The following is a 20006-nucleotide window of genomic DNA, read 5'->3' on the forward strand; positions in this document are numbered from 1 at the left end:
CTGATGCTTCACTCCCACTATAAAACAAAAGTGGTGCAGAAGAGTACCGTCGTACTTTCTGCACCATTAAGGTTAGTATGTTTCTTATCGCAAGATTTAGCAAAGTTGAGTAATCAAAAAACCAGAGTCAAAGAAACGGCTGTTTCTTGTGGTACATGGATGATTCGTGTACATTATAAAGAGTATCGAATTGACCTGATTCGAAGCGATCGTGTTATTGATGTATCTTTTCCGTGATTTACCCGTAAATCAGGAACTAAAGAATGTAAAAACGGATTATTGTTGGAATCTACTTTAGAGGATGTGAGGTTTTCACCATTGCTTAAAGGCAAGGGTTAGCCGGATTTTATATCTCTAAAATTTTGAAATGAATGATGATTTATGGGAGTCGTTGCAGCATGAGTCAAAAGAAAAAGAGAAGTGAAACGTTTGCTTGGTTCCGAGCGATCGCACTTTCCGTGTTGATCGTCATCATTGTCCGGACTTTTATTCTCGGCAATTATATCGTCGATGGTCCTTCGATGGAGCCGACACTTTATAACGGTGATCGGCTGATCGTAAATAAAATAAATTATAAATTGTCTCAGCCCAAGCGATTTGACGTGGTGATTTTCCATGCGACAAAGACGGATGATTATGTCAAACGGGTGATCGGCCTTCCTGGAGACACGATCAGGTATTCGAATGACCAATTGTATGTGAACGGTAAGCCGGTCAATGAGCCGTTTCTAAAGGAAAAGAAAAACAGTATGCTTGCCGGGCAGCTAACCTGGGATTTCACGTTGAAAGAGCTAACCGGCAAAGAAAGAGTGCCTAAAGGAATGTTATGGGTTATGGGCGATAATCGCCAGAACAGTACGGATAGCCGCGTCTTTCATTTTGTCAGTGAAAGAAAGGTTGTCGGGAAAGTGGATCTTCGTTACTGGCCGTATAATCATTTTGGGATTATTCACCGCAATTAATCCGCACAAAAAACGCCCTAATCGGCGTTTTTTGGCATTCATTTAATTGTCTGGTTATATGACTTCATTTTCCTGATCTTTGTGAAAGAAGTATTTCATTGCGTGATATACGTCGCTCTTTTGTTTGAGGATGAAGGAGTGGAACGCATCGTTTTTAATGGTACGATAAGCACTCATCAGCGTGCTCGAGCGATGGTAAGGATTGATTTCACCATAGCCGAAAAAGTTGGTGATTTCCATAATTTCATTAACAAGCCTCGTGCATTTCGGATTATCCGAAGATAGATTATCACCGTCGGAAAAATGGAAAGGATAGATGTTGTACTTCGAAGGCGGATATGAGGAATCAATCAGTTCCAATGCTTTGACATAAGCCGAGGAACAGATGGTTCCGCCGCTTTCCCCCTTCGAAAAGAAATCTTCTTCACTTACAACCGTTGCTTCGGTATGATGGGCGATAAATTGAATGGTCACTTTTTCGTACTTTGTGCGCAAAAAGCGGCTCATCCAGAAGAAAAAACTGCGGGCGATGTATTTTTCCCACACACCCATGGATCCACTTGTGTCCATTAGTGCCAGCACAACCGCACGGCTTTCAGGTTTAACAATGGTTTCCCATGTCTTGAATCGGAGATCTTCTTCACGAATCGGATGAATTTGCGTTTTTCCGGATCGGGCGTTCCTTTTTATTGCTGAGAGGATGGTACGTCGTTTATCAATATTGCCCATCAGTCCTTTGCGGCGAATATCACGGTAATCGATGCTGCTTACGGCGATATCCGGTTCTTGCTTTCTTTTCAGATGAGGAAGCTCGAGTTCCTTAAAAAATAAATTTTCAATTTCCATAATCGAAACGTTTGCTTCATAGTAATCAATGCCAGGTCTGTCGCCGGCACCTTGGCCTTTTCCGGTTCCCTGAGCTTGCTGTTTTCCCGGCGCTTTAGCAATCACATCGCCAACTTTGCTTTTTCCATCGCCCTGCCCGACATGTTTGGTCTTTTCATAATTATAGCGGAGCTTATACTCGTCCAATGAACGGATTGGAATGCGTGTCATTTTTTTGCCATCAGAGAGAATGATATTCTCGCTGCTGATCAGATCGGGAAGATTATTTTTTATCGCTTCTCTGACTTTCTCTGAATGACGTCGTTGATCCTGTTCGCCTTTTTGATGGAGATCCCATTGTTCTTCAGAAATCAGAAAGTTGCTCATTATAAATCCCTCCTTTAATTTGCACGATAAGCCGGTCAATACGGGATTGCCTGATTTGAGGGTTGATTAATTTAGTTTATGCGCGCGCGGCCAAACCTTGACAGTTTTATTCAAGAAATAGAAATGAGCAAACGGTTTTCCATGTCTGCAAAAGGAAAACGATTACATTAAAAGATTGTGTGACTTTTATAAATTTAGTGTGAACACATGTTAAAATGAGAATCGAGATCACTGAGAAGGGTTGTATTTGATGATTAAAGCGATAGTGTTTGACTTCGATGGTGTGATTTTGGACAGTGAACGCATTATGTATTTAGTAATGCAAAAAATGTTTCAGAGATATCAGGTTAATCTGCCGCTCAGTATTTGGAGCCAGGCAATTGGAACACAGCATGGATTTGATTCACTCGGTTATCTAGAAGAACATGCAAATGTGAAAATAGACAGGGACGCTTTTAAGGAGGAACGGGACGCGCTGTTTAATCAGCTTGTTGATGAGGAAGAAGTTCTTCCAGGTGTGAAATCGGTGCTTAACCAGGCGAAGAGCCTTGGTTTAAAAATTGGCCTTGCAACGAGTTCAAAAGGTGAATGGCCGCGTAAACATCTAAGCCGTCTCGGACTTTCTGATTATTTTCAGAGCATCAAGTCATGGGATGATGTTCAAAAAGTGAAGCCGGATCCTGCACTCTATATTAAATCATTAGAAAGTCTTGAAGTGCAGCCGAAAGAGGCAATTGCTATCGAGGATTCCTTTAACGGTTCGCTTGCGGCAAAACGAGCAGGCATGTATTGCATTGTTGTGCCAAACGCGGTCACAAAGCAAATGCCTTTTGGACATGTTGACGGCAGTTTTAAGTCACTTCAAGATGTATCCTTGGAGAAAATAATTCGATATTTTTCTCCTGAACTCAGAACAAAAGCATAAACATAATTATATAGGACATAAATATTTGTTCCTAAGAGCATGACAGCGTTTTTTTCAGTTTTGGTATATAATAGAATTGGCATCATTAGGGATCGACTGAAAAGTTTCTAATTAACGGGGTGAACTTATGGGTTGGGAAACGGTATACGAGAAATGGCTTGCAGATGAACATCTGGATCCAGATTTGAAAAAAGAGCTAGAAGCGATTGCGCAAGATCCTGCAAAATTGGAAGACTGCTTTTATACAAATCTGGAATTTGGGACAGGTGGTATGCGTGGTGAAATCGGACCGGGCACGAATCGTCTGAACATCTACACGATCCGCAAAGCATCCGAAGGTCTTGCCAGATATATTCTGAACGCTGGAGAAGAAGCGGTGAAGAGGGGCGTCGTTATTGCGCATGATCCACGGCACTTTTCCGCTGAATTCACATTAGAAGCGGCAAAGACCTTTGGCGCGCATGGGATCAAGACGTTTATTTTCGATGCGCTTCGCCCGACACCTGTTTTATCCTTTGCTGTTCGCTACCTGAACGCATTCTCAGGAATTGTGATTACGGCCAGCCATAATCCGCCTCAGTATAATGGCTATAAAGTCTACAATGAATTTGGCGGACAGCTGCCGCCTGCGGAAGCGGATGAAGTGATTCGCTATGTGGCATCAGTTGAAGATGAACTGTCAGTGAAGGTCGGCGATGAAGAAGCACTGAAGGCTTCAGGACTTCTTGAAGTGATCGGTGAGAACGTTGATCAGGCGTATCAGGAAAAAGTAAAGGCGCTGTCACTGAATCCTGATGTTATCCAGAAGGTCGGATCCGATCTGAAGATTGTCTATACACCGCTTCATGGCACGAGCTATCATCCTATTGTTAACGGACTTAAGAACTGGGGATTTACTAATGTGACCGTTGTAAAGGAACAGGCTGAGCCTGACCCGGAATTTTCAACAGTAAAATCACCTAATCCTGAAGAACACGCTGCATTTAAAATTGCGATTGAGTATGGAAAGAAATTGGATGCGGATATCCTGATTGGAACCGACCCTGATTCCGACCGGCTTGGTGTCGCAGTTAAAGATGATCATGGAGATTATGTTGTTTTAACTGGAAATCAGACAGGCGCTGTGCTTCTTAATTATCTACTGACACAGAAAAAGGAAAAAGGCTTGCTTCCGGACAATGGCGTTGTGGTTAAAACAATCGTGACATCTGAAATTGGACGGACCATTGCCTCTGCATTTAGCATTACAACCGTAGATACACTGACAGGATTTAAATTTATCGGTGAAAAAATCCATGACTATGAACTCAGCGGAGAACACACATTTTTATTCGGATATGAAGAAAGCTATGGTTATTTGATCGGCTCATTTGTCCGGGACAAAGATGCCGTTCAAGCAGCTTTATTTGCTGCTGAAGCTGCCGCTTATTTCAAAGCTCAAGGTAAATCCTTCTATGACGCACTTCAAGATGTATTTAAGACTTATGGATACTTCGAAGAAGGCCTAGAATCCCTCACCTTGAAGGGAATTCAAGGTAAAGCGGAGATTGACTCAATCATGAACGATTTCCGGACACAGCCGCCGGCCGAAGTGGCAGGTGTGCGTGTAGCTGTGATTGAGGATTATAAGAAATCAGAGTCTAAAGATATAGCAGCAGGCGTAATTTCTAAAATTGATCTGCCGGTATCTAACGTACTGAAATATAAGTTAACTGACGGTTCATGGTTCTGCTTGCGTCCATCCGGCACGGAACCGAAGATTAAGTTCTACTTTGGTATTAAAGGTAGCGATGCTGAAGACCGTGATAAGAAGTTTGAAGCTCTTAAAAAAGCGGTCATGGATCGTGTACACGGTTTGGTGAGCAAGTGAGTCGGTTCTTCCAATCTTCAGTAATACGCCTGATTGACTGAAAGAACCGAGGATTTATTATTCAATCGTTTTATGTATATAATGAAGATAGAATGAATGAAAAAGCATTCGCAGTGATGGCATTGTCCTGACCGAAGAGTCACAAAATCCGACTCTTTGAGGATGAAGCCGGCGAGTGCTTTTTTACGGAGGGATTTCCTGTGCCTTAAATCGATGATTCGAACGCGAAGAGTGGAATTTATAGGAGGAAAAAATGAATCAGTTACAACAGGAATTAAAAAGGCGCCGCACTTTTGCCATCATTTCACACCCGGATGCTGGTAAAACCACGCTTACTGAGAAGCTGCTGGTGCTTGGTGGTGCCATTCGCACGGCGGGCGCAGTTAAATCTCGAAAAGCTGAGAAATTTGCGACCTCAGACTGGATGGAGCTCGAGAAGAAAAGGGGCATTTCGGTGACCTCTAGTGTCATGCAGTTCGAGTATGACGGTTATAAAATCAATATTCTGGACACACCAGGACACCAGGACTTCAGTGAAGATACCTATCGGACGCTGATGGCCGTCGACAGTGTGGTCATGATTATTGATGCCGCAAAGGGTGTCGAACCACAGACGATTAAGCTGTTCAAGGTCTGTCGTGATCGCGGCATTCCAATTTTTACTTTTATTAACAAACTTGACCGTCAAGGAAAAGAGCCGCTTGAACTCTTCGAGGAGATCGAAGACGTGCTCGGGATCGAGTCTTATCCGGTTAACTACCCTATCGGTATGGGTCAGTCGTTCCGTGGTGTCTACGACCGTCAGGAACACAAGATTGAGTGGTATAACGATAAGCGGGAGCGCCAAGTGCAAGCGCTTGGCGAGGTTGATGAATTGGCTGATATTCTGAAAGACACAGTGGATGATTACACGCTCAGTCAACTGGAAGAAAACTTAATGCTTCTGGACGAAGCAGGAAGCAGTTTTGATCTTGAAGCGGTCAAAGCAGGCAAGCAGACACCGGTTTTCTTCGGGAGTGCGATATCCAGTTTCGGTGTTCCAACGTTTCTTGAACACTATCTGAAACTGGCACCGCAGCCGCAGCCGCGCCAGTCAAGTGATGGCATGATTCAACCGGACGATTCGAACTTTTCAGGATTTGTCTTCAAAATTCAAGCCAATATGAATCCGGCGCACCGTGATCGTATCGCATTTCTGAGAATCTGTTCTGGAAAATTCGAGAAAGGAATGAGCGTTTACCTTGATCGAACCGGAAAACAACTGAAGTTAGCTCAACCGCAGCAATTTTTCGCCGACAGCAGAGAATTGATCGATGATGCGTACCCGGGTGATATCGTAGGGCTCTATGATACGGGTTTCTATCAAATCGGCGACACGGTTTGCGCGGCCAAGGATACCATCAATTTTGGAGCGCTGCCGCAGTTCTCTCCAGAGCATTTTGCCAAGGTCCGTGCTAAGAATGCGATGAAGCAGAAACACTTTCTGAAAGGGGTCAGCCAGCTTGCACAGGAAGGCGCCATCCAAGTGTATAAGACCCAGTATGAGGAAACTATTCTCGGTGTAGTGGGTACCTTGCAGTTTGATGTTTTCGTGTATCGCATGCAAGCAGAATATGGTGTTGATCTTGATATTGAACACATGACGCATCAGGTGGCAAAATGGCTCGCGCATCAGGAAGATGCTGAAGAACTGCGTCGCAACTCGAATAATTTGATTGTGGCTGATTATAAGGATCGGCCGGTCATCATTTTTGAAAATGACTTTTCATTGCGCTGGTTCCAGCAAAAGCACCCGAAAGTTGAGCTCCGTGATTCAAGTCATAATATGTAAGTTGAATAAAAATTAAGTATAAAAATGCACCCCGATTATTGGATCTCGATGTCCAGTATTCGGGGTGCATTGCATGTTCAGCTTTATTTGTACTGCTATCTTTGTATAATAGTTAGAAAAACCGGAAAAAAAGCGCTCGGTCTTTAGACGTAAGCTTGAGTATTTGATTTTTATCGTCAATCCGTGCTTGATTTCGCTCCGGGGACTCGCTTTCCGCGGGCAGTCCAGGAGCCTCCTAAGACATACTTTTGGAGGCCACTGAAAAACTCACGTTTTTGAAATAGCACTTCGCCTCGAAATTTTCTGTTTTTTTATCAACAAAAAAAAGCCGTGAATAAAACGCGACTTTTCTTTGTTGTTTTAGTTATTTTCCAACACGGTTGCTTAGTTCATTACGAACTTCCTGAGCAGCTTCCACCATGTTTTTTAAAGCAGGAATCGTTTCTTCAGGACGCCGTGTTTTTAATCCGCAGTCCGGGTTAATCCAGACTACTTTTGGATCAAGAACCTTGAGGGCGCGTTCTGCGTATGATTTCATTTCATCAACACTTGGGATACGTGGGCTATGAATATCATAGACACCAAGACCGATTCCTTTTTTGTATTCAAAATCTTCGAAGGCAGAAATAATTTCGCCGTGGCTTCTTGCGGCTTCGATCGAGATAACGTCTGTGTCCAGCGCGTCAATCGTTTCAATGATTTCATCAAATTCGGAATAGCACATATGAGTGTGAATCTGTGTATCATTATTGACAAATGATGTCGCAAGACGGAACGAATAGACAGCGTCATGAAGGTAGCCAGCCTTCTTTTCCTCTTTCAGCGGCAAACCTTCACGAAGCGCCGGTTCGTCAACCTGGATCATCCGGATGTCGGCTTCCTCAAGAGCGCGCACTTCATTCTTTAAAGCAAGCGCAATCTGATTGAATACATCAGCCTGACTGATATCATCTCTGACAAAAGACCAGTTGTAGATGGTTACAGGACCTGTGAGCATACCCTTGACCGGTGATTTGGTCAATGATTGTGCATATGCACTCTCTTTGACAGTCATTGCCTCTTTCCATGACACATCACCAAAAATCAGCGGCGGCTTTACGCAGCGAGATCCGTAAGACTGTACCCAACCAAAACGAGTAAAGGCGAAACCGGCAAGTTTTTCACCGAAATATTCAACCATGTCATTTCGTTCAAATTCACCATGTACGAGTACGTCAATACCAATATCTTCTTGGATCTGAATCCATTTTGCGGTTTCATCCTTAATAAATTGTTCGTACTGTTCTTCAGACCATTCGCCTTTTCGCCAATTGCGTCGTGCTTGGCGAACTTCTTTCGTCTGAGGAAAACTTCCGATCGTAGTTGTCGGGAGCGGTGGCAATTTGAATGTGTCAGCTTGAATCTGCTGACGCAGTTTAAATGAGCCTGGCCGTGCCGGCAGTTCATCACTTAATCGGCTGATCTCTTTCTGAACCTCTTTATTGTTACGGTGCGCTGACTGCTGAAGCGCCTGAAGATCGGCACTATTCTTTTGAAGTGCTGCTTCAATGGCGGCTTCGCCTTCATTGAGACCATTTGCTAATGTGACAATCTCTTTCAGCTTTTCATCAGCGAAGGAGAGGGCATTGAGTAGTACAGGATCAAGCTCCGTTTCATTAGAAACGGTCACTGGAACATGCAGCAAGCTCGATGAAGGAGTTACCCACAGTTTGTCATTCCCACCGGTAAACGTAAGCAATGTTTTCAATTCATGAAGTACAGTAGACAAATCTGTTTTCCAAATGTTGCGGCCGTCGATGACACCGGCAGCCAGCACCTTTTCTTTAGGAAATCCAAAAGCTTTGATGGCTGCCAAGTTGGCTTCCTTGCCATAAACAAAGTCAAGTCCGATACCATCGACAGGCAACTGAACAACCTTTTCATAGTCATCCACCGCTTCGAAATACGTTTGCAGAAGGATATTCAGGCTCGGAACGCCATTCTTAATCGCCTTGTAGGTATCTTGGAATAGCGCAAGATCTTCCTCAGTCTGTTCCTTGACAAGAATAGGCTCATCAATCTGCACCCATTCCGCACCTGCGGCCTGCAATTCACTAAGTACCTGAACGTAAAGCGGGATTAAAGCATCTAGAAGCGTACGGAAATGATCTTGATCATAACCTTTTGCTAATTTGAGCACTGTGATAGGACCGACAATCACAGGTTTCGCAACAATACCAAAAGCTTCTTTAGCTTCATTAAATAACTCAACGAGGCGATTGCTGGTGAGATAAGGTTTCGTATCATTGCTGATTTCCGGAACAATATAGTGGTAATTGGTATTGAACCACTTGGTCATTTCAGAGGCTTCCGCATTTTTGCTGCCTCGAGCTATTGAAAAATAGGTTTCAAGTGATACTTCTTTTTCATCTGTCCGAAAACGGTCAGGGATTAAACCAAATAATACTGCCGTGTCGAGTACATGATCATATAAGCTGAAATCGCCAACCGGAATCAGGTCAAGTCCGAGTTCCTTTTGTTTTTTCAAATAGCTCAGGCGTAATGTTTTTACTGTTTCCAGAAAGGTTTCTTTTGTGATTTTACCTGCCCAGAATTGTTCAAGAGCTTTTTTCCATTCCCGTTTCTCGCCGATTCTCGGATAACCGAGATTGGCACTTAATACTTTGCCCATGCTTCATCCTCCTGTATTCTGTATCCTATTTTGAGGGAACAAATAAAAGCCTCTCTAGTTTCATAGAGAGGCTTGACTAATCATCCGCACCCTCTTATCTTTCAAGATTTCGTAAACTGAAATCTTGCTGGAATTAGCACCTTTTCACAAAAAATTGAAAGGTTGCCGGGCTTCATTGGGCCAGTCCCTCCGCCGCTCTTAATAAGAGTATATTTAATTTATTGCCTATACTAGCATGAAACCGCCATTTCGTCAACGATCAATGAAAACAAAAAAGATACATAATGCGCCATTTTTCTGTTCACAATTATCTATCCAATGACGATATAGATACTATAAAAGTCTCTCAATAACATGATTTTGCAGCTAAGAAACTATGAGGGTGAATCTATAAATGATTGAGTTTACAAATCGAGAGAAATGGCTGAAAGAAGTTAAGACGCAAATCGCTGACATTTCAATCAGCGATAAGCAGACGCGGCAGCAGATCAGGATGCTCCGAATTAATACACTTGATCTTCAAATTCTTAAATGGATGCATCCATTTATTTCTAGATACTGCGAGTATATAGCTGAACAGATGAGCCATTTCGTTTCTGGTTTGCTTAAAATACAAAATATCGTTCTGAACAAGCAGGCAGAGGAAGATTTAAAGCAGGTCTATCGTGGTCAATCCGATACTGTATTCAGCGGCATGATTGAGCAACGTTTTTTAATGAGTTGCAAAGAGAAAGCGAGTTTTTTTTATGAGCATCAATTCAGCTTGTCACATCAAGTAGCGTGCTTCTTCCATTTCCGCAAGGTACTTCTTGATGTGATTAAACATGAAATTCATCAATGCGGCCAAGTGTCGGCAATTACGGAGTCATTGGAGAAAATTTTAAGTTTCGAGCAGCAGCTTGTGATGGATAAGTATCAACAAAGGAAATTGGCCATCGAAAAAAAGAAAGAAGAGACGATGCGATTTAAAGCATATCACGATGCCTTAACCGGACTCCCTAACATCCTTTTGGCGGAAGATGTTATTGCTCAGCTGATCAGCACGAGAAAAGAAAATAAACAGAATTTTTCACTGCTGAAAATAAATGTTAGTCGTTTAAAAATTATCAATGAAATATTCGGAAGGGTCTCCGGAGATGATTTGCTGATCTCGTTGTCGAAAAGACTGGTCGACGTGCTAACTCATTATGACGCCAAGCTATACCGGATCAGCAGCGATGAATTCATGATTATCTGCCGTACTTGTCTGAACAAAAGTGGCTTGATCCATTTAGCTGAGACATTAATTCAAACGACAGAAAAGCCATATCAGATTGATGGAAAAGAAATTTACGGTACCTTCAGTATTGGTATTTCCGAGTATCCTTTTGACGGAGAGACCAGTGTGCAGTTACAAGCGAGTGCCGACGCCGCTTTGCGCGAAGCGAAAAAGAGCAGCAGAGACAGCTATTTCTTTTATAATAACGAGCTTCATCAGCAGCTTTTGAAAAAAGTCAGCACCGAAAATGAATTGCAAACGGCATTGTATAACGATCAGTTTGTTCTTTTTTATCAGCCACAGGTCAACGCTTGCAATGGTGAACTTAAAGGTGTCGAGGCGCTTATTCGCTGGATGCATCCCGAGCGGGGCATTGTGCCGCCTAGCGGCTTTATCTCAGTTGCAGAAGAAACAGGAATGATCCGCGATATTGGCTGGTGGGTACTCCGTGAAGCCTGCAAACGAATGAAGCATTGGCATGATCAGGGTGCACCAAAGGTTCCGATCTCGGTTAATCTGTCGTTCAATCAATTCCACGATGATACGCTTGTAAAAAAAGTTTGTCATATACTGGAAACAAGCGGGCTCAGCCCTCAGTATCTTGAACTAGAGATTACTGAATCCACGATGGCGGAGGATCTTGATCGTTCATTGAGAATTTTGAAGGAGATCAGGGCACTCGGCGTGGGTGTCAGCCTTGATGACTTTGGAACAGGCTATAGTTCGCTCAGTTATCTGAAAAGTTTACCGATCAATCAGTTGAAAATCGATCGGTCGTTTGTTATGGATATTGCTGAAAACAATCGAGATCAGGCTATTGTCACCGCTATTGTTTCTATGGCTGAGCATCTTTGGATTGATGTGATTGTGGAAGGAATTGAAACCAAAGAGCAATTAAAGGCAATCGAATCTTGCCGATGCCAAGTCATTCAAGGCTACTACTATAGCCAGCCGCTTGCGGAGAGAGACTTTACCGTCAAATATTTAGCGTAGAATCATGAATAAACTGTGAATAAATAACAAATGGAAGCAAAAACTGGTAAACTATCATTAAACACGAATCTAAAGATATAGTACATATGAACGATATGTCTTTTAATCATGCAGGTCGTCCGAATTTACATCGCACAATTCATGTGGGATCAGGAGGGTTAATATGGCACTCATAACAAGAAAAGAAAAAAACAGTTCTTGGTTGGAAAAGTCAAAATCTGAAAAAGTAGTGATTGATGTTACGGACACTGGTGTCCTGGAAAAATTAGAGATGCTAGGCGTCACAGAAGCCGACCTTCAAATCATGAAAATGATGCGCCCCTATGTTGAAAAAGAAATCAAGCGTATGGCGGAAGAATTCTACGCCAGCTTCTATAAGATCGAATCCTTGCGAAAGATTATTGAGAAATACAGTACAGTGGAAAAATTAAGCAAAACATTGGCAACGCATGTACTTGAATTATTTTCAGGAGTCATTGATGATGCATTTCTCGATCGAAGATATCGTGTTGGGATCATGCATTACCGAATTGCTCTTACGCCCCCTTACTATATGGGCACATTCCAAAATCTACTCAATAATTTAATTGGGCTTGTCTTAAATAACGTTTTTGATAACAATCAGGCTTACTACATTATTTGTTCGATCAATAAAATGATCAGTTTTGAGCAGCAAGTTGTTCTTGAGGCCTATGACGAAGAGTATGAAAAAACGCTGAAAAGAGAGTATGAAGTTGGCCGTGATGACCTGCGTACAGCGATCTTGCAAGTTAGCGAAAACCTTACTGAGCTGTCTGAACAGAGCAAGGAATCGGTACGCAATTTGCTAAAGCAATTTACAGTTGTTAGGGAAAACTCAAACAAGCGGAGCGAAGTTTCTCAGAATGCAAAAACGCACGCTTCCGAAGGTCAGCAGCAGCTTGAGCAGCTCTTTGTGCAAGTGATGGCGGCAAGCCGGTCAGTACAGGAAATGGGGAAAATGGTTAGTGACTTGGAAGCCTCATCGAAACAGATCGGACAAGTGACTTTGCTTGTAAAGGATATTTCCGAGCAGACACATATTTTGGCGATTAACTCAGCAATTGAGGCAGCAAGAGCCGGAGAATATGGGAAAGGATTCACCGTTGTGGCGCAGGAAATTCAAAAATTAGCAGAAGAAACCAACAGCGCCATGGTCCAGATTTCTGAGTTAATTAACAAATCGGCAACCGTTACCAGTGAAGTTGTTCATTCTCTTGATAAAACAACCTCAATTATTCAGAAGAGCATGGAAGAATCGATGCACACCGGCGAGAAATTTGAAGGAATTATTGATTCTGCCGATCAAAACAGCGCGCTTTCTGTGGAAACCGATCAGAGCATTGATCAGCTTGCAGCAATTACCGACATGCTGAGCAAGGGTGTCGACACGCTTGTTCATTCGGCCGAGCAGCTAAAAAGCAAACTGTAAGTATTCTTTTTTAAAACATCAATACGCGAACTTCGCCTCTGGATCATGATTAATCTCATAAAGCAAAAAGAACACACGAATGATATTGTGTGTTTTTTTTTGCATATCTTGCAGGATTAAGTCTGATTTTTGGTAAAAAGCATGTTCTTTCTGTACAATGATGTTAATGATTGAAATAATCGGAAAAATGCAGGAAACGAGGGTCTTTATGAATCCAGGTGTTGAAGCGCATCAATTGATTTCAGAACTCATTGATCATGTGGAAACCGTTGTCGTTGGAAAAAGAAAAGTCGTGAAATTAATCACGGTTGCGTTGCTTGCAGGTGGGCATGTACTCATTGAGGATATACCCGGCGTTGGGAAGACTGTACTGGTTCGTGCAATCGCAAAATCAATTGGCGCCGATTTTAAAAGAATTCAGTTTACACCGGATTTACTTCCATCCGACATCACTGGATTATCGATCTATAATCAAAAAGACGCCTGCTTCGAATTTCGTCCGGGTCCATTGATGGGTAATATTATTCTTGCGGATGAAATAAACCGTACTTCTCCCAAGACACAATCGGCACTTCTCGAGGGAATGGCTGAGGGTCATGTTACGGTTGACGGTGTCACGAGGGCGCTTCCAGTTCTCTTCTTCGTTATGGCTACCCAAAATCCTGTGGAATATGAAGGTACCTACGCATTACCAGAGGCGCAGCTCGACCGTTTTCTTCTTAAGCTATCGATTGGCTATCCGGATCGAAGAGATGAGCTTTCGCTCTTAAATCGTGTTCCGGATCGTAATCCTCTTAACGAATTAGAACCCATTCTATCGCTTGCCGACATTATGTATCTGCGTCATCAGGTTGCCTCTGTCTATGTCTCAGATAGCATGAAAAATTATCTCATGGATCTAGTGGAGGCGACACGTACTCATCCTATGATCACTCTAGGGGTAAGCCCGCGTGGAACCATCGCTTTACTTCGGGCGGTACAAGCTTATGCATTTATTGAACAGCGTGATTATGCAATCCCCGACGATGTAAAAGCAGTGGCGCCATTTGTCCTCGGGCATCGACTTATCCTGAAACAAGAAGCTGCTTATGATGACGTAGATCCACTCACGCTTATTCAAGAAATGATCAATACGATTAAGGTTCCTGTCTTGAAAAAGGAAATGGTTAAATGATCGGTCGTTGGATGAAAAAATGGACTTCAAGTGCGTTGGGACGTCTCGTTCCTCCGTTCTTCGTCTGTATTTTATTGTTCCTTTTTGCTATGGTCCATGGAGGTTTTCTGAGCTGGTTCCTCTTCTATTTGTTCATTCCCATTGCCTTGTATATAGTGCTACTTATGCTCTACCCTTTTCACTCAATTACCATTGAACGTTATATAGAGGACGCGCATTGGTTTTCCGGAGATACGCTCCATACGAAGGTAGTGTTGAAGAGACGTTGGGCACTGCCGTTTTTTCTTGTAACGATTTGTGAACGACCTGATCACTTGTTTCCTTTGCATGATATAAAACCAGCTGGACTCATGCTCTGGGTTAGACGTGAAGCTGTTTTTAATTTGGCTATACCAAACATGCCTAGAGGAAAGTATACACTCGGAGAGATTGAGTTGAAAACCGGCGATCCGTTCGGATTTTTTGAACGAACGGTTTACCTGCAACATAGAACAATTGTGTATATCTTTCCTAAAGTACGTTCTCTCTCGATGTCAGACTTAGCGTTGACGCAAACTGGTCTTCATCAAAACGTCCAAGAGGCGGATTTATCGAACTTTTCTGGTGTACGCGCTTATCGTCCAAATGATCGTCCATCTTGGCTAGACTGGAAATCGTCAGCCCGAACCAATGTGTTAGTGACCAAGCAGTTTGAACCCGAACGTGAAAAGTATGCATCTGTTGTACTTGTTAGCCGGGACGAGGATTCGGACGAGCTGTTTGAATGGGCAGTATCTTTTACTGCTTCATTGCTAAAGGTACTTCTCAGCAACGGTTTTTCTGTTTTTCTAACCTACAATTCGGAGGAAAAACCGCTATTTATTCCAGAAGATGCGCCGAGAGCCCTGTCCAATGCTTATCGTGTACTTGCCGAATTAAGGAAAGATCAGGTTCTGGCAACAGATGATGTACGTATGTCCCGATCTAAAAAATATATGGGTTATGCAGTGAGCACAGACCCTCGGCTAGCCTATCAGATGAGCGAATTTGCCAAGACATCAAGGCAGCGGCAAAAAATGTTTTTCTTGGATAGCGGAGAGACCATTGGAGATTTTCGAAAACTGGCTAACTCGTGGTTTTCCTTAAGTATGATTAAGGATGAACTGTTTCGGAGTGATTCAGGGGTAGGTGAGTGATATGCGTACTTATCGATGGAATGGACTGACCAATGCGCTGGTTTATTTTTTGGTAGGCTTTATTTTATGGACGTGTGCTGAGCCGGTTACGGTACTAACGATCCTGAATTCCAGAAGTCTGCTGATCATTTTTATCCTTGTGATGATGGCGATATTTTATCTGAGATGCCCAAGTTGGCTGTGTATGACAGCGTGTGGGCTCATGATCTTGTACGGTATGCATTACTATTTCTTTCATGACGAACCACTTTTGAGCCTAGATTGGCTCATCAGTTTAGGCACTGCCATCACGAGTAATTTGGGCAGCGTCTTACAAGGAAAGTTGTTGGCGTCATCAGATCTTTTCAGTGCGTTTCTCTTTTTTGTACTCCTCGGACTTATTATGTTCGCCATAAGGCATTGGTTAAGAAGTGGAAGCTTTGTCTTATTTGTTTCATTTGCTGTATTGAGCCTGGCGCTTATTGATACATTCACTTATTTTGATGGCAATCGATCAATGGTTGCTGTCATTGTTGCGGCACTTATTCTTTTGATCGTGCATAAGTGGCAATCTTTTTCAGCATTTATTCAAGATAAAAATACAATAAAAAAAAGTGTTTCATGGTTTGCCGCAAGCGGTGCACTTATCTTTGCGATTCTAGTCGTGGCACTCTCAGCGCCGAAACTCGATACGCAGTGGTCGCTTCCTTCGAGTTATCTAAGCAGCCTTAATTTAGATTTTCTTCAGAATGGCTCATTTTTCTCTGGAAGTCAGCGCATTGGCTATGATGAAGATGATACACGGCTTGGTGGATCGCTCGGCATGGATTCAACACCAGTATTTACGGTAAGTGTAAGCGGCAAGCCTGGTTATTGGCGGGTCGTGCATAAAGATAACTATACCGGTCAGGGCTGGGGGGACAGCAACCGTTTCTTTTTGCCGATTGCTGATACTCAGACGTTCTCCTCAACTTTGTCGCTTTATGAAAATCAAACGCGTACAACACGTCAGATGGCCATATTGCGCTTTACCAATGCCAGCCCGGCAATTTTACCTTATACCGGCCAACCGGAGCAAGTAAGTGTGCCGGACCGGCGCTTGAAGATCGAGCAAGCGACCGGGCAAGTATTAACGGAGAATGAACGTAAGGCATCTATTGAACGGCTCACCTATGCTGAGCCTGTTTTTCAGACCGCGCGTTTGCGCCAGGCAACCTCAGAAGCAGATCCCGAAATCGTTCGCGAACGGAATTTGCAGCTGCCGGAAACGCTGCCCGATCGTGTACGTGAACTCGGTCAACGATTGACTGCAGGAAAAACAAACCGTTATGACCAAGTCAAAGCTGTTGTCGACTATTTACGTTCATCCCGATTCAGATATTCAACCGATCAGATTCCACGTCCTGCCAGTAATCAAGATTATGTCGACCAATTTCTTTTTGAAACTAGAGTCGGTTACTGTGATAATTTTTCTACATCGATGGTTGTTCTGCTTCGTTCCGCCGGTATCCCCGCACGCTGGGTAAAAGGCTTCACATCGGGCGAGTATCAAGGCCAAGTTGCGGAAAAGGTGAATGGAAAAACAGTTAATCTAAATAAGTATCAGATTACTAATGCGAATGCGCATTCTTGGGGCGAAGTGTACTTTCCTGGCAGCGGATGGGTAACTTTTGAGCCGACCCCTTCCTTCAGTGATCCAAGTCAGTTTGCAAGCGCATCTTCAAACAATGATTCTACCGCATCAAACCCTAATCAGTCTACCAATAATCAGGAGAGCAAAAAGACGCAACAAAACGCTCCTACGACGAAGGAAAAGCCAGTGAAGCAGACGCAACAGGCAAAGGATCAGTCGGTAAAGGAAAAGCAGCCAAATCAAAAAAAGATGAATGTGCATAAAGCAGCCGGTGTACACATTAATTGGACATTTATTGGATGGACGCTTCTCGTTGTGTGCCTTGCTGGAGCATTGGCTTCCATATTTACGCGGAAAAAATGGCTGACAGCGTTTTATTTGAGAAGAATACAGCACTCTGAGTTACGGAGCTGGAAAGATTTCTACGATGTCTATCACGTCTTGCTGCGTATTCTGAACCTTCATGGCCTGAAACGATCAGATACGGAAACCTTACGTGAATTTGCAGAACGTGTTTGTTCAATCATTTCCGGAAATGAAATGTTCGTTCTGACAAAGCACTATGAGCGGCTTATCTATGAATATGATACGAATTTGCCGCCAGTGAATCAGGAACATATACGTAAACTTATTAATGAACTGACCAGTCATCTAAACCAACAAAATGAGTATGTACGGAAAATGAATAAACGTATCGCTGAATAAATGAGCCACTAGGCTCTTTTTTCTTGTCTTGATCTTCCTTTTCCTTTTCTTGATTAAAACGGTCGTTTTGCGGGTGCTTGTGCACGATACTTTTTCCCACGGCACTTGTGGGGTATATTCCGGTTGGTCAGGTTCATAAGATGAAGAATAAAGTCATTGCATAAGGTGAAAACGGCTTAGAAAGGATGCTGCAATCGATGACAAAGGATGACCATAAAGAACTTGAGCGGTCCATTGACGAAATTACTGAAATAGCTGAAGGATTCGGACTGGATTTTTATCCGATGCGATATGAGATATGTCCCGCTGAAATTATTTATACATTTGGCGCATATGGGATGCCTACTCGTTTTTCACATTGGAGTTTTGGTAAGCAATTTTACAAGATGAAGCTGCAATACGATCTTGGATTGAGCAAAATTTATGAACTAGTCATTAATTCTAATCCATGCTACGCATTCCTGCTCAATACAAACAGTCTTGTCCAAAATAAAATGATTGTCGCTCATGTTCTGGCGCACTGCGATTTTTTCAAAAACAATGTGCGCTTCATTAATACACGGCGGGACATGGTCGAAAGCATGAGTGCGACGGCGGAGCGCATACACAATTATGAAGAACAGTATGGGAGTAAGAACGTGGAAAAATTTATTGACGCTGTGCTGGCTATTCAGGAACATGTAGATCCGCGTATTATTCGGAAGGGCGATTGGCTGGACAGCAAACCGGGTAAGCCAGTGAAGAAGAGAAAAAAACCACTCTCTGAATATCAAGATCTGCTTAATCTTGACGATGCGAAACAGTCCAATGAGGAAAAAACAGAAGCAACAAAATTTCCTAACCGACCGGAAAAAGATCTGCTGTTTTTTATTGAAGAGTACAGCAGGGTACTTGAGGATTGGCAGCGGGATATCCTCACCATGCTTCGTGAAGAAATGCTCTATTTTTGGCCGCAACTGGAAACAAAAATAATGAATGAGGGATGGGCATCCTACTGGCATGCACGGATCATGCGTGAGCTTGATCTGACTTCGGCTGAAGCAGTCGAGTTTGCCAAGCTCAATGCACAGGTTGTTCAGCCTTCACAGCAAAGTTTGAATCCGTATTATCTAGGCTTGAAAATATTTGAAGATATAGAGGAGAGTTACAATCATCCAAGCGAAGATATGCAAGCGGTTGGAATAAAGGAAGGCTCTGGTCGAAATAAGATTTTTGAAGTGAGGGAGCTTGAATCCGATCAATCGTTCATTCGCAACTATCTATCTAAGAAACTAGTTCAGGGGGAAGATCTGTTCCTGTTCCAGAAAAAAGCCGAAAATTACACAATTACTGATAAAGATTGGAAAAATGTGCGCGACCAGCTCGTGTCTATGCGAATTAATGGCGGATTTCCTTATATTGTCGTGGAGAATGGTGATTATCGAAACAACGGAGAACTGTTACTGAAGCACCGTTATGAAGGAACAGAATTGGATATCCGCGACCTTGAAGGTGTTCTAAAGTATTTATTCCAGCTTTGGGGTCGTCCGGTTCATCTGCAGACAGTGATCGAGGATCACCCGACGTTGTTCAGTTTTGAGAGTGGTGAAATGAAAAGGAAGAGATTAGATAGCCAATCTTAAAGGTACATGCTACGGACATCACCAATATCCATTTCGTAAAAAGCTTCTTCTCTTAATGAAATGAAGGAGCTTTTTTCGTGTACATCATGATCAGACAAATCTTCAACTCACCTTAAAACGCGCTTAATAGTCTTTTTGTAAACTCAAGAAGTAAGCCAATCTCATTAAGGAGCTGAGTGAATTGCTATTCACCCGGAAACATATCCTTCCATCATTTGGCCTGCTTCTTGTCATATGTTTGATTTATATTCCGATGATCATCAATCCACCAGTGGCCCCGACAGTCGGTCAGCAGGAAAAACAGGTAAATCAACGGATAAATGATTCGAATGCATTTGAAGATGAACAAAAAAATAAAGCATCTGATCAGAACACTCCACGTGTGTCTGACCAGGCTGCCAAGAATCTATATGTATATGCACCGATAATGAAATAAAAAAAAGATGATCTAATAACATATGCTAGATTGCAATAATAAATTAGCCACTCTGAACATCCGGCGGTACCACTAGGTGTTCCTGCCGCCTAAGGCGGCAGGAACAAAAA

At 42.9% G+C, this 20006-nt stretch carries 14 protein-coding genes and 1 riboswitch; of the genes, 12 read left to right on the forward strand and 2 right to left on the reverse strand.

Annotation, left to right across the window (positions count from 1 at the left end):
* A partial coding sequence (locus tag P343_RS37570; RefSeq protein ID WP_037594248.1) for a hypothetical protein occupies nucleotides 1-237 on the forward strand: 237 nt, incomplete at its 5' end.
* Between the two features lie 161 nt (nucleotides 238-398).
* On the forward strand, nucleotides 399-962 hold the full coding sequence (lepB, locus tag P343_RS35900) for a signal peptidase I (protein ID WP_023511762.1): 564 nt from the start codon (nucleotides 399-401) through the stop codon (nucleotides 960-962).
* 54 nt (nucleotides 963-1016) lie between these two features.
* On the opposite strand, the gene yhbH is transcribed toward lepB, so the two are convergent.
* Entirely contained in the window at nucleotides 1017-2174 is a 1158-nt protein-coding gene (yhbH, locus tag P343_RS35905; RefSeq protein ID WP_023511763.1) for a sporulation protein YhbH, read from the reverse strand.
* 250 nt (nucleotides 2175-2424) lie between these two features.
* Between yhbH and P343_RS35910 the strand changes: the two genes are divergently transcribed.
* From P343_RS35910 to P343_RS35920, 3 genes are all read left to right on the forward strand, one after another.
* Nucleotides 2425-3099, forward strand: coding sequence for an HAD family hydrolase (locus P343_RS35910; RefSeq protein ID WP_023511764.1), 675 nt, complete (start codon nucleotides 2425-2427; stop codon nucleotides 3097-3099).
* A gap of 127 nt (nucleotides 3100-3226) precedes the next feature.
* The gene (locus P343_RS35915) at nucleotides 3227-4969 is read left to right on the forward strand and encodes a phospho-sugar mutase (RefSeq protein WP_023511765.1); all 1743 of its coding nucleotides are present in this window, start codon (nucleotides 3227-3229) and stop codon (nucleotides 4967-4969) included.
* Between the two features lie 253 nt (nucleotides 4970-5222).
* Nucleotides 5223-6800: a peptide chain release factor 3 gene (locus P343_RS35920; RefSeq protein ID WP_023511766.1), complete on the forward strand. Its 1578-nt coding sequence runs from the start codon at nucleotides 5223-5225 to the stop codon at nucleotides 6798-6800.
* A 364-nt stretch (nucleotides 6801-7164) separates the two neighbouring features.
* Here P343_RS35920 and metE read toward each other — a convergent pair whose 3' ends face one another.
* The gene (gene metE / locus P343_RS35925) at nucleotides 7165-9471 is read right to left on the reverse strand and encodes a 5-methyltetrahydropteroyltriglutamate--homocysteine S-methyltransferase (RefSeq protein WP_023511767.1); all 2307 of its coding nucleotides are present in this window, start codon (nucleotides 9469-9471) and stop codon (nucleotides 7165-7167) included.
* 91 nt (nucleotides 9472-9562) lie between these two features.
* A riboswitch (SAM riboswitch) is annotated at nucleotides 9563-9679 on the reverse strand.
* A gap of 186 nt (nucleotides 9680-9865) precedes the next feature.
* On the opposite strand from metE, the gene P343_RS0119330 reads away from it, so the two are divergent.
* The 7 genes from P343_RS0119330 to P343_RS35950 all read left to right on the forward strand — a co-directional run bounded on the left by P343_RS0119330 (nucleotide 9866) and on the right by P343_RS35950 (nucleotide 19896).
* Nucleotides 9866-11722, forward strand: a complete 1857-nt coding sequence (locus P343_RS0119330) for an EAL domain-containing protein (RefSeq protein WP_023511768.1) — start codon at nucleotides 9866-9868, stop codon at nucleotides 11720-11722.
* Nucleotides 11723-11885: 163 nt separating this feature from the next.
* A complete protein-coding gene (locus tag P343_RS35930) occupies nucleotides 11886-13172 on the forward strand; it encodes a globin-coupled sensor protein (RefSeq protein ID WP_023511769.1) in 1287 nt (428 codons plus the stop codon).
* A 208-nt stretch (nucleotides 13173-13380) separates the two neighbouring features.
* The gene (locus tag P343_RS35935; RefSeq protein WP_023511770.1) at nucleotides 13381-14346 is read left to right on the forward strand and encodes an AAA family ATPase; all 966 of its coding nucleotides are present in this window, start codon (nucleotides 13381-13383) and stop codon (nucleotides 14344-14346) included.
* The gene (locus tag P343_RS36515) at nucleotides 14343-15521 is read left to right on the forward strand and encodes a DUF58 domain-containing protein (RefSeq protein WP_023511771.1); all 1179 of its coding nucleotides are present in this window, start codon (nucleotides 14343-14345) and stop codon (nucleotides 15519-15521) included. Before P343_RS35935 ends, P343_RS36515 begins: the two co-directional genes overlap by 4 nt.
* A 1-nt stretch (nucleotide 15522) precedes the next feature.
* Nucleotides 15523-17838 carry a transglutaminase TgpA family protein gene (locus P343_RS35940; RefSeq protein ID WP_023511772.1) on the forward strand — a complete coding sequence of 772 codons (2316 nt, stop codon included), beginning with the start codon at nucleotides 15523-15525 and terminating at the stop codon, nucleotides 17836-17838.
* 197 nt (nucleotides 17839-18035) lie between these two features.
* A complete protein-coding gene (locus P343_RS35945; RefSeq protein WP_023511773.1) occupies nucleotides 18036-19460 on the forward strand; it encodes a SpoVR family protein in 1425 nt (474 codons plus the stop codon).
* A 181-nt stretch (nucleotides 19461-19641) separates the two neighbouring features.
* Nucleotides 19642-19896 carry a hypothetical protein gene (locus P343_RS35950; RefSeq protein WP_023511775.1) on the forward strand — a complete coding sequence of 85 codons (255 nt, stop codon included), beginning with the start codon at nucleotides 19642-19644 and terminating at the stop codon, nucleotides 19894-19896.
* The last annotated feature ends 110 nt before the right edge of the window (nucleotides 19897-20006 follow it).

This window comes from Sporolactobacillus laevolacticus DSM 442 (assembly GCF_000497245.1).
In the GTDB taxonomy this organism is placed as follows: domain Bacteria; phylum Bacillota; class Bacilli; order Bacillales; family Sporolactobacillaceae; genus Sporolactobacillus; species Sporolactobacillus laevolacticus.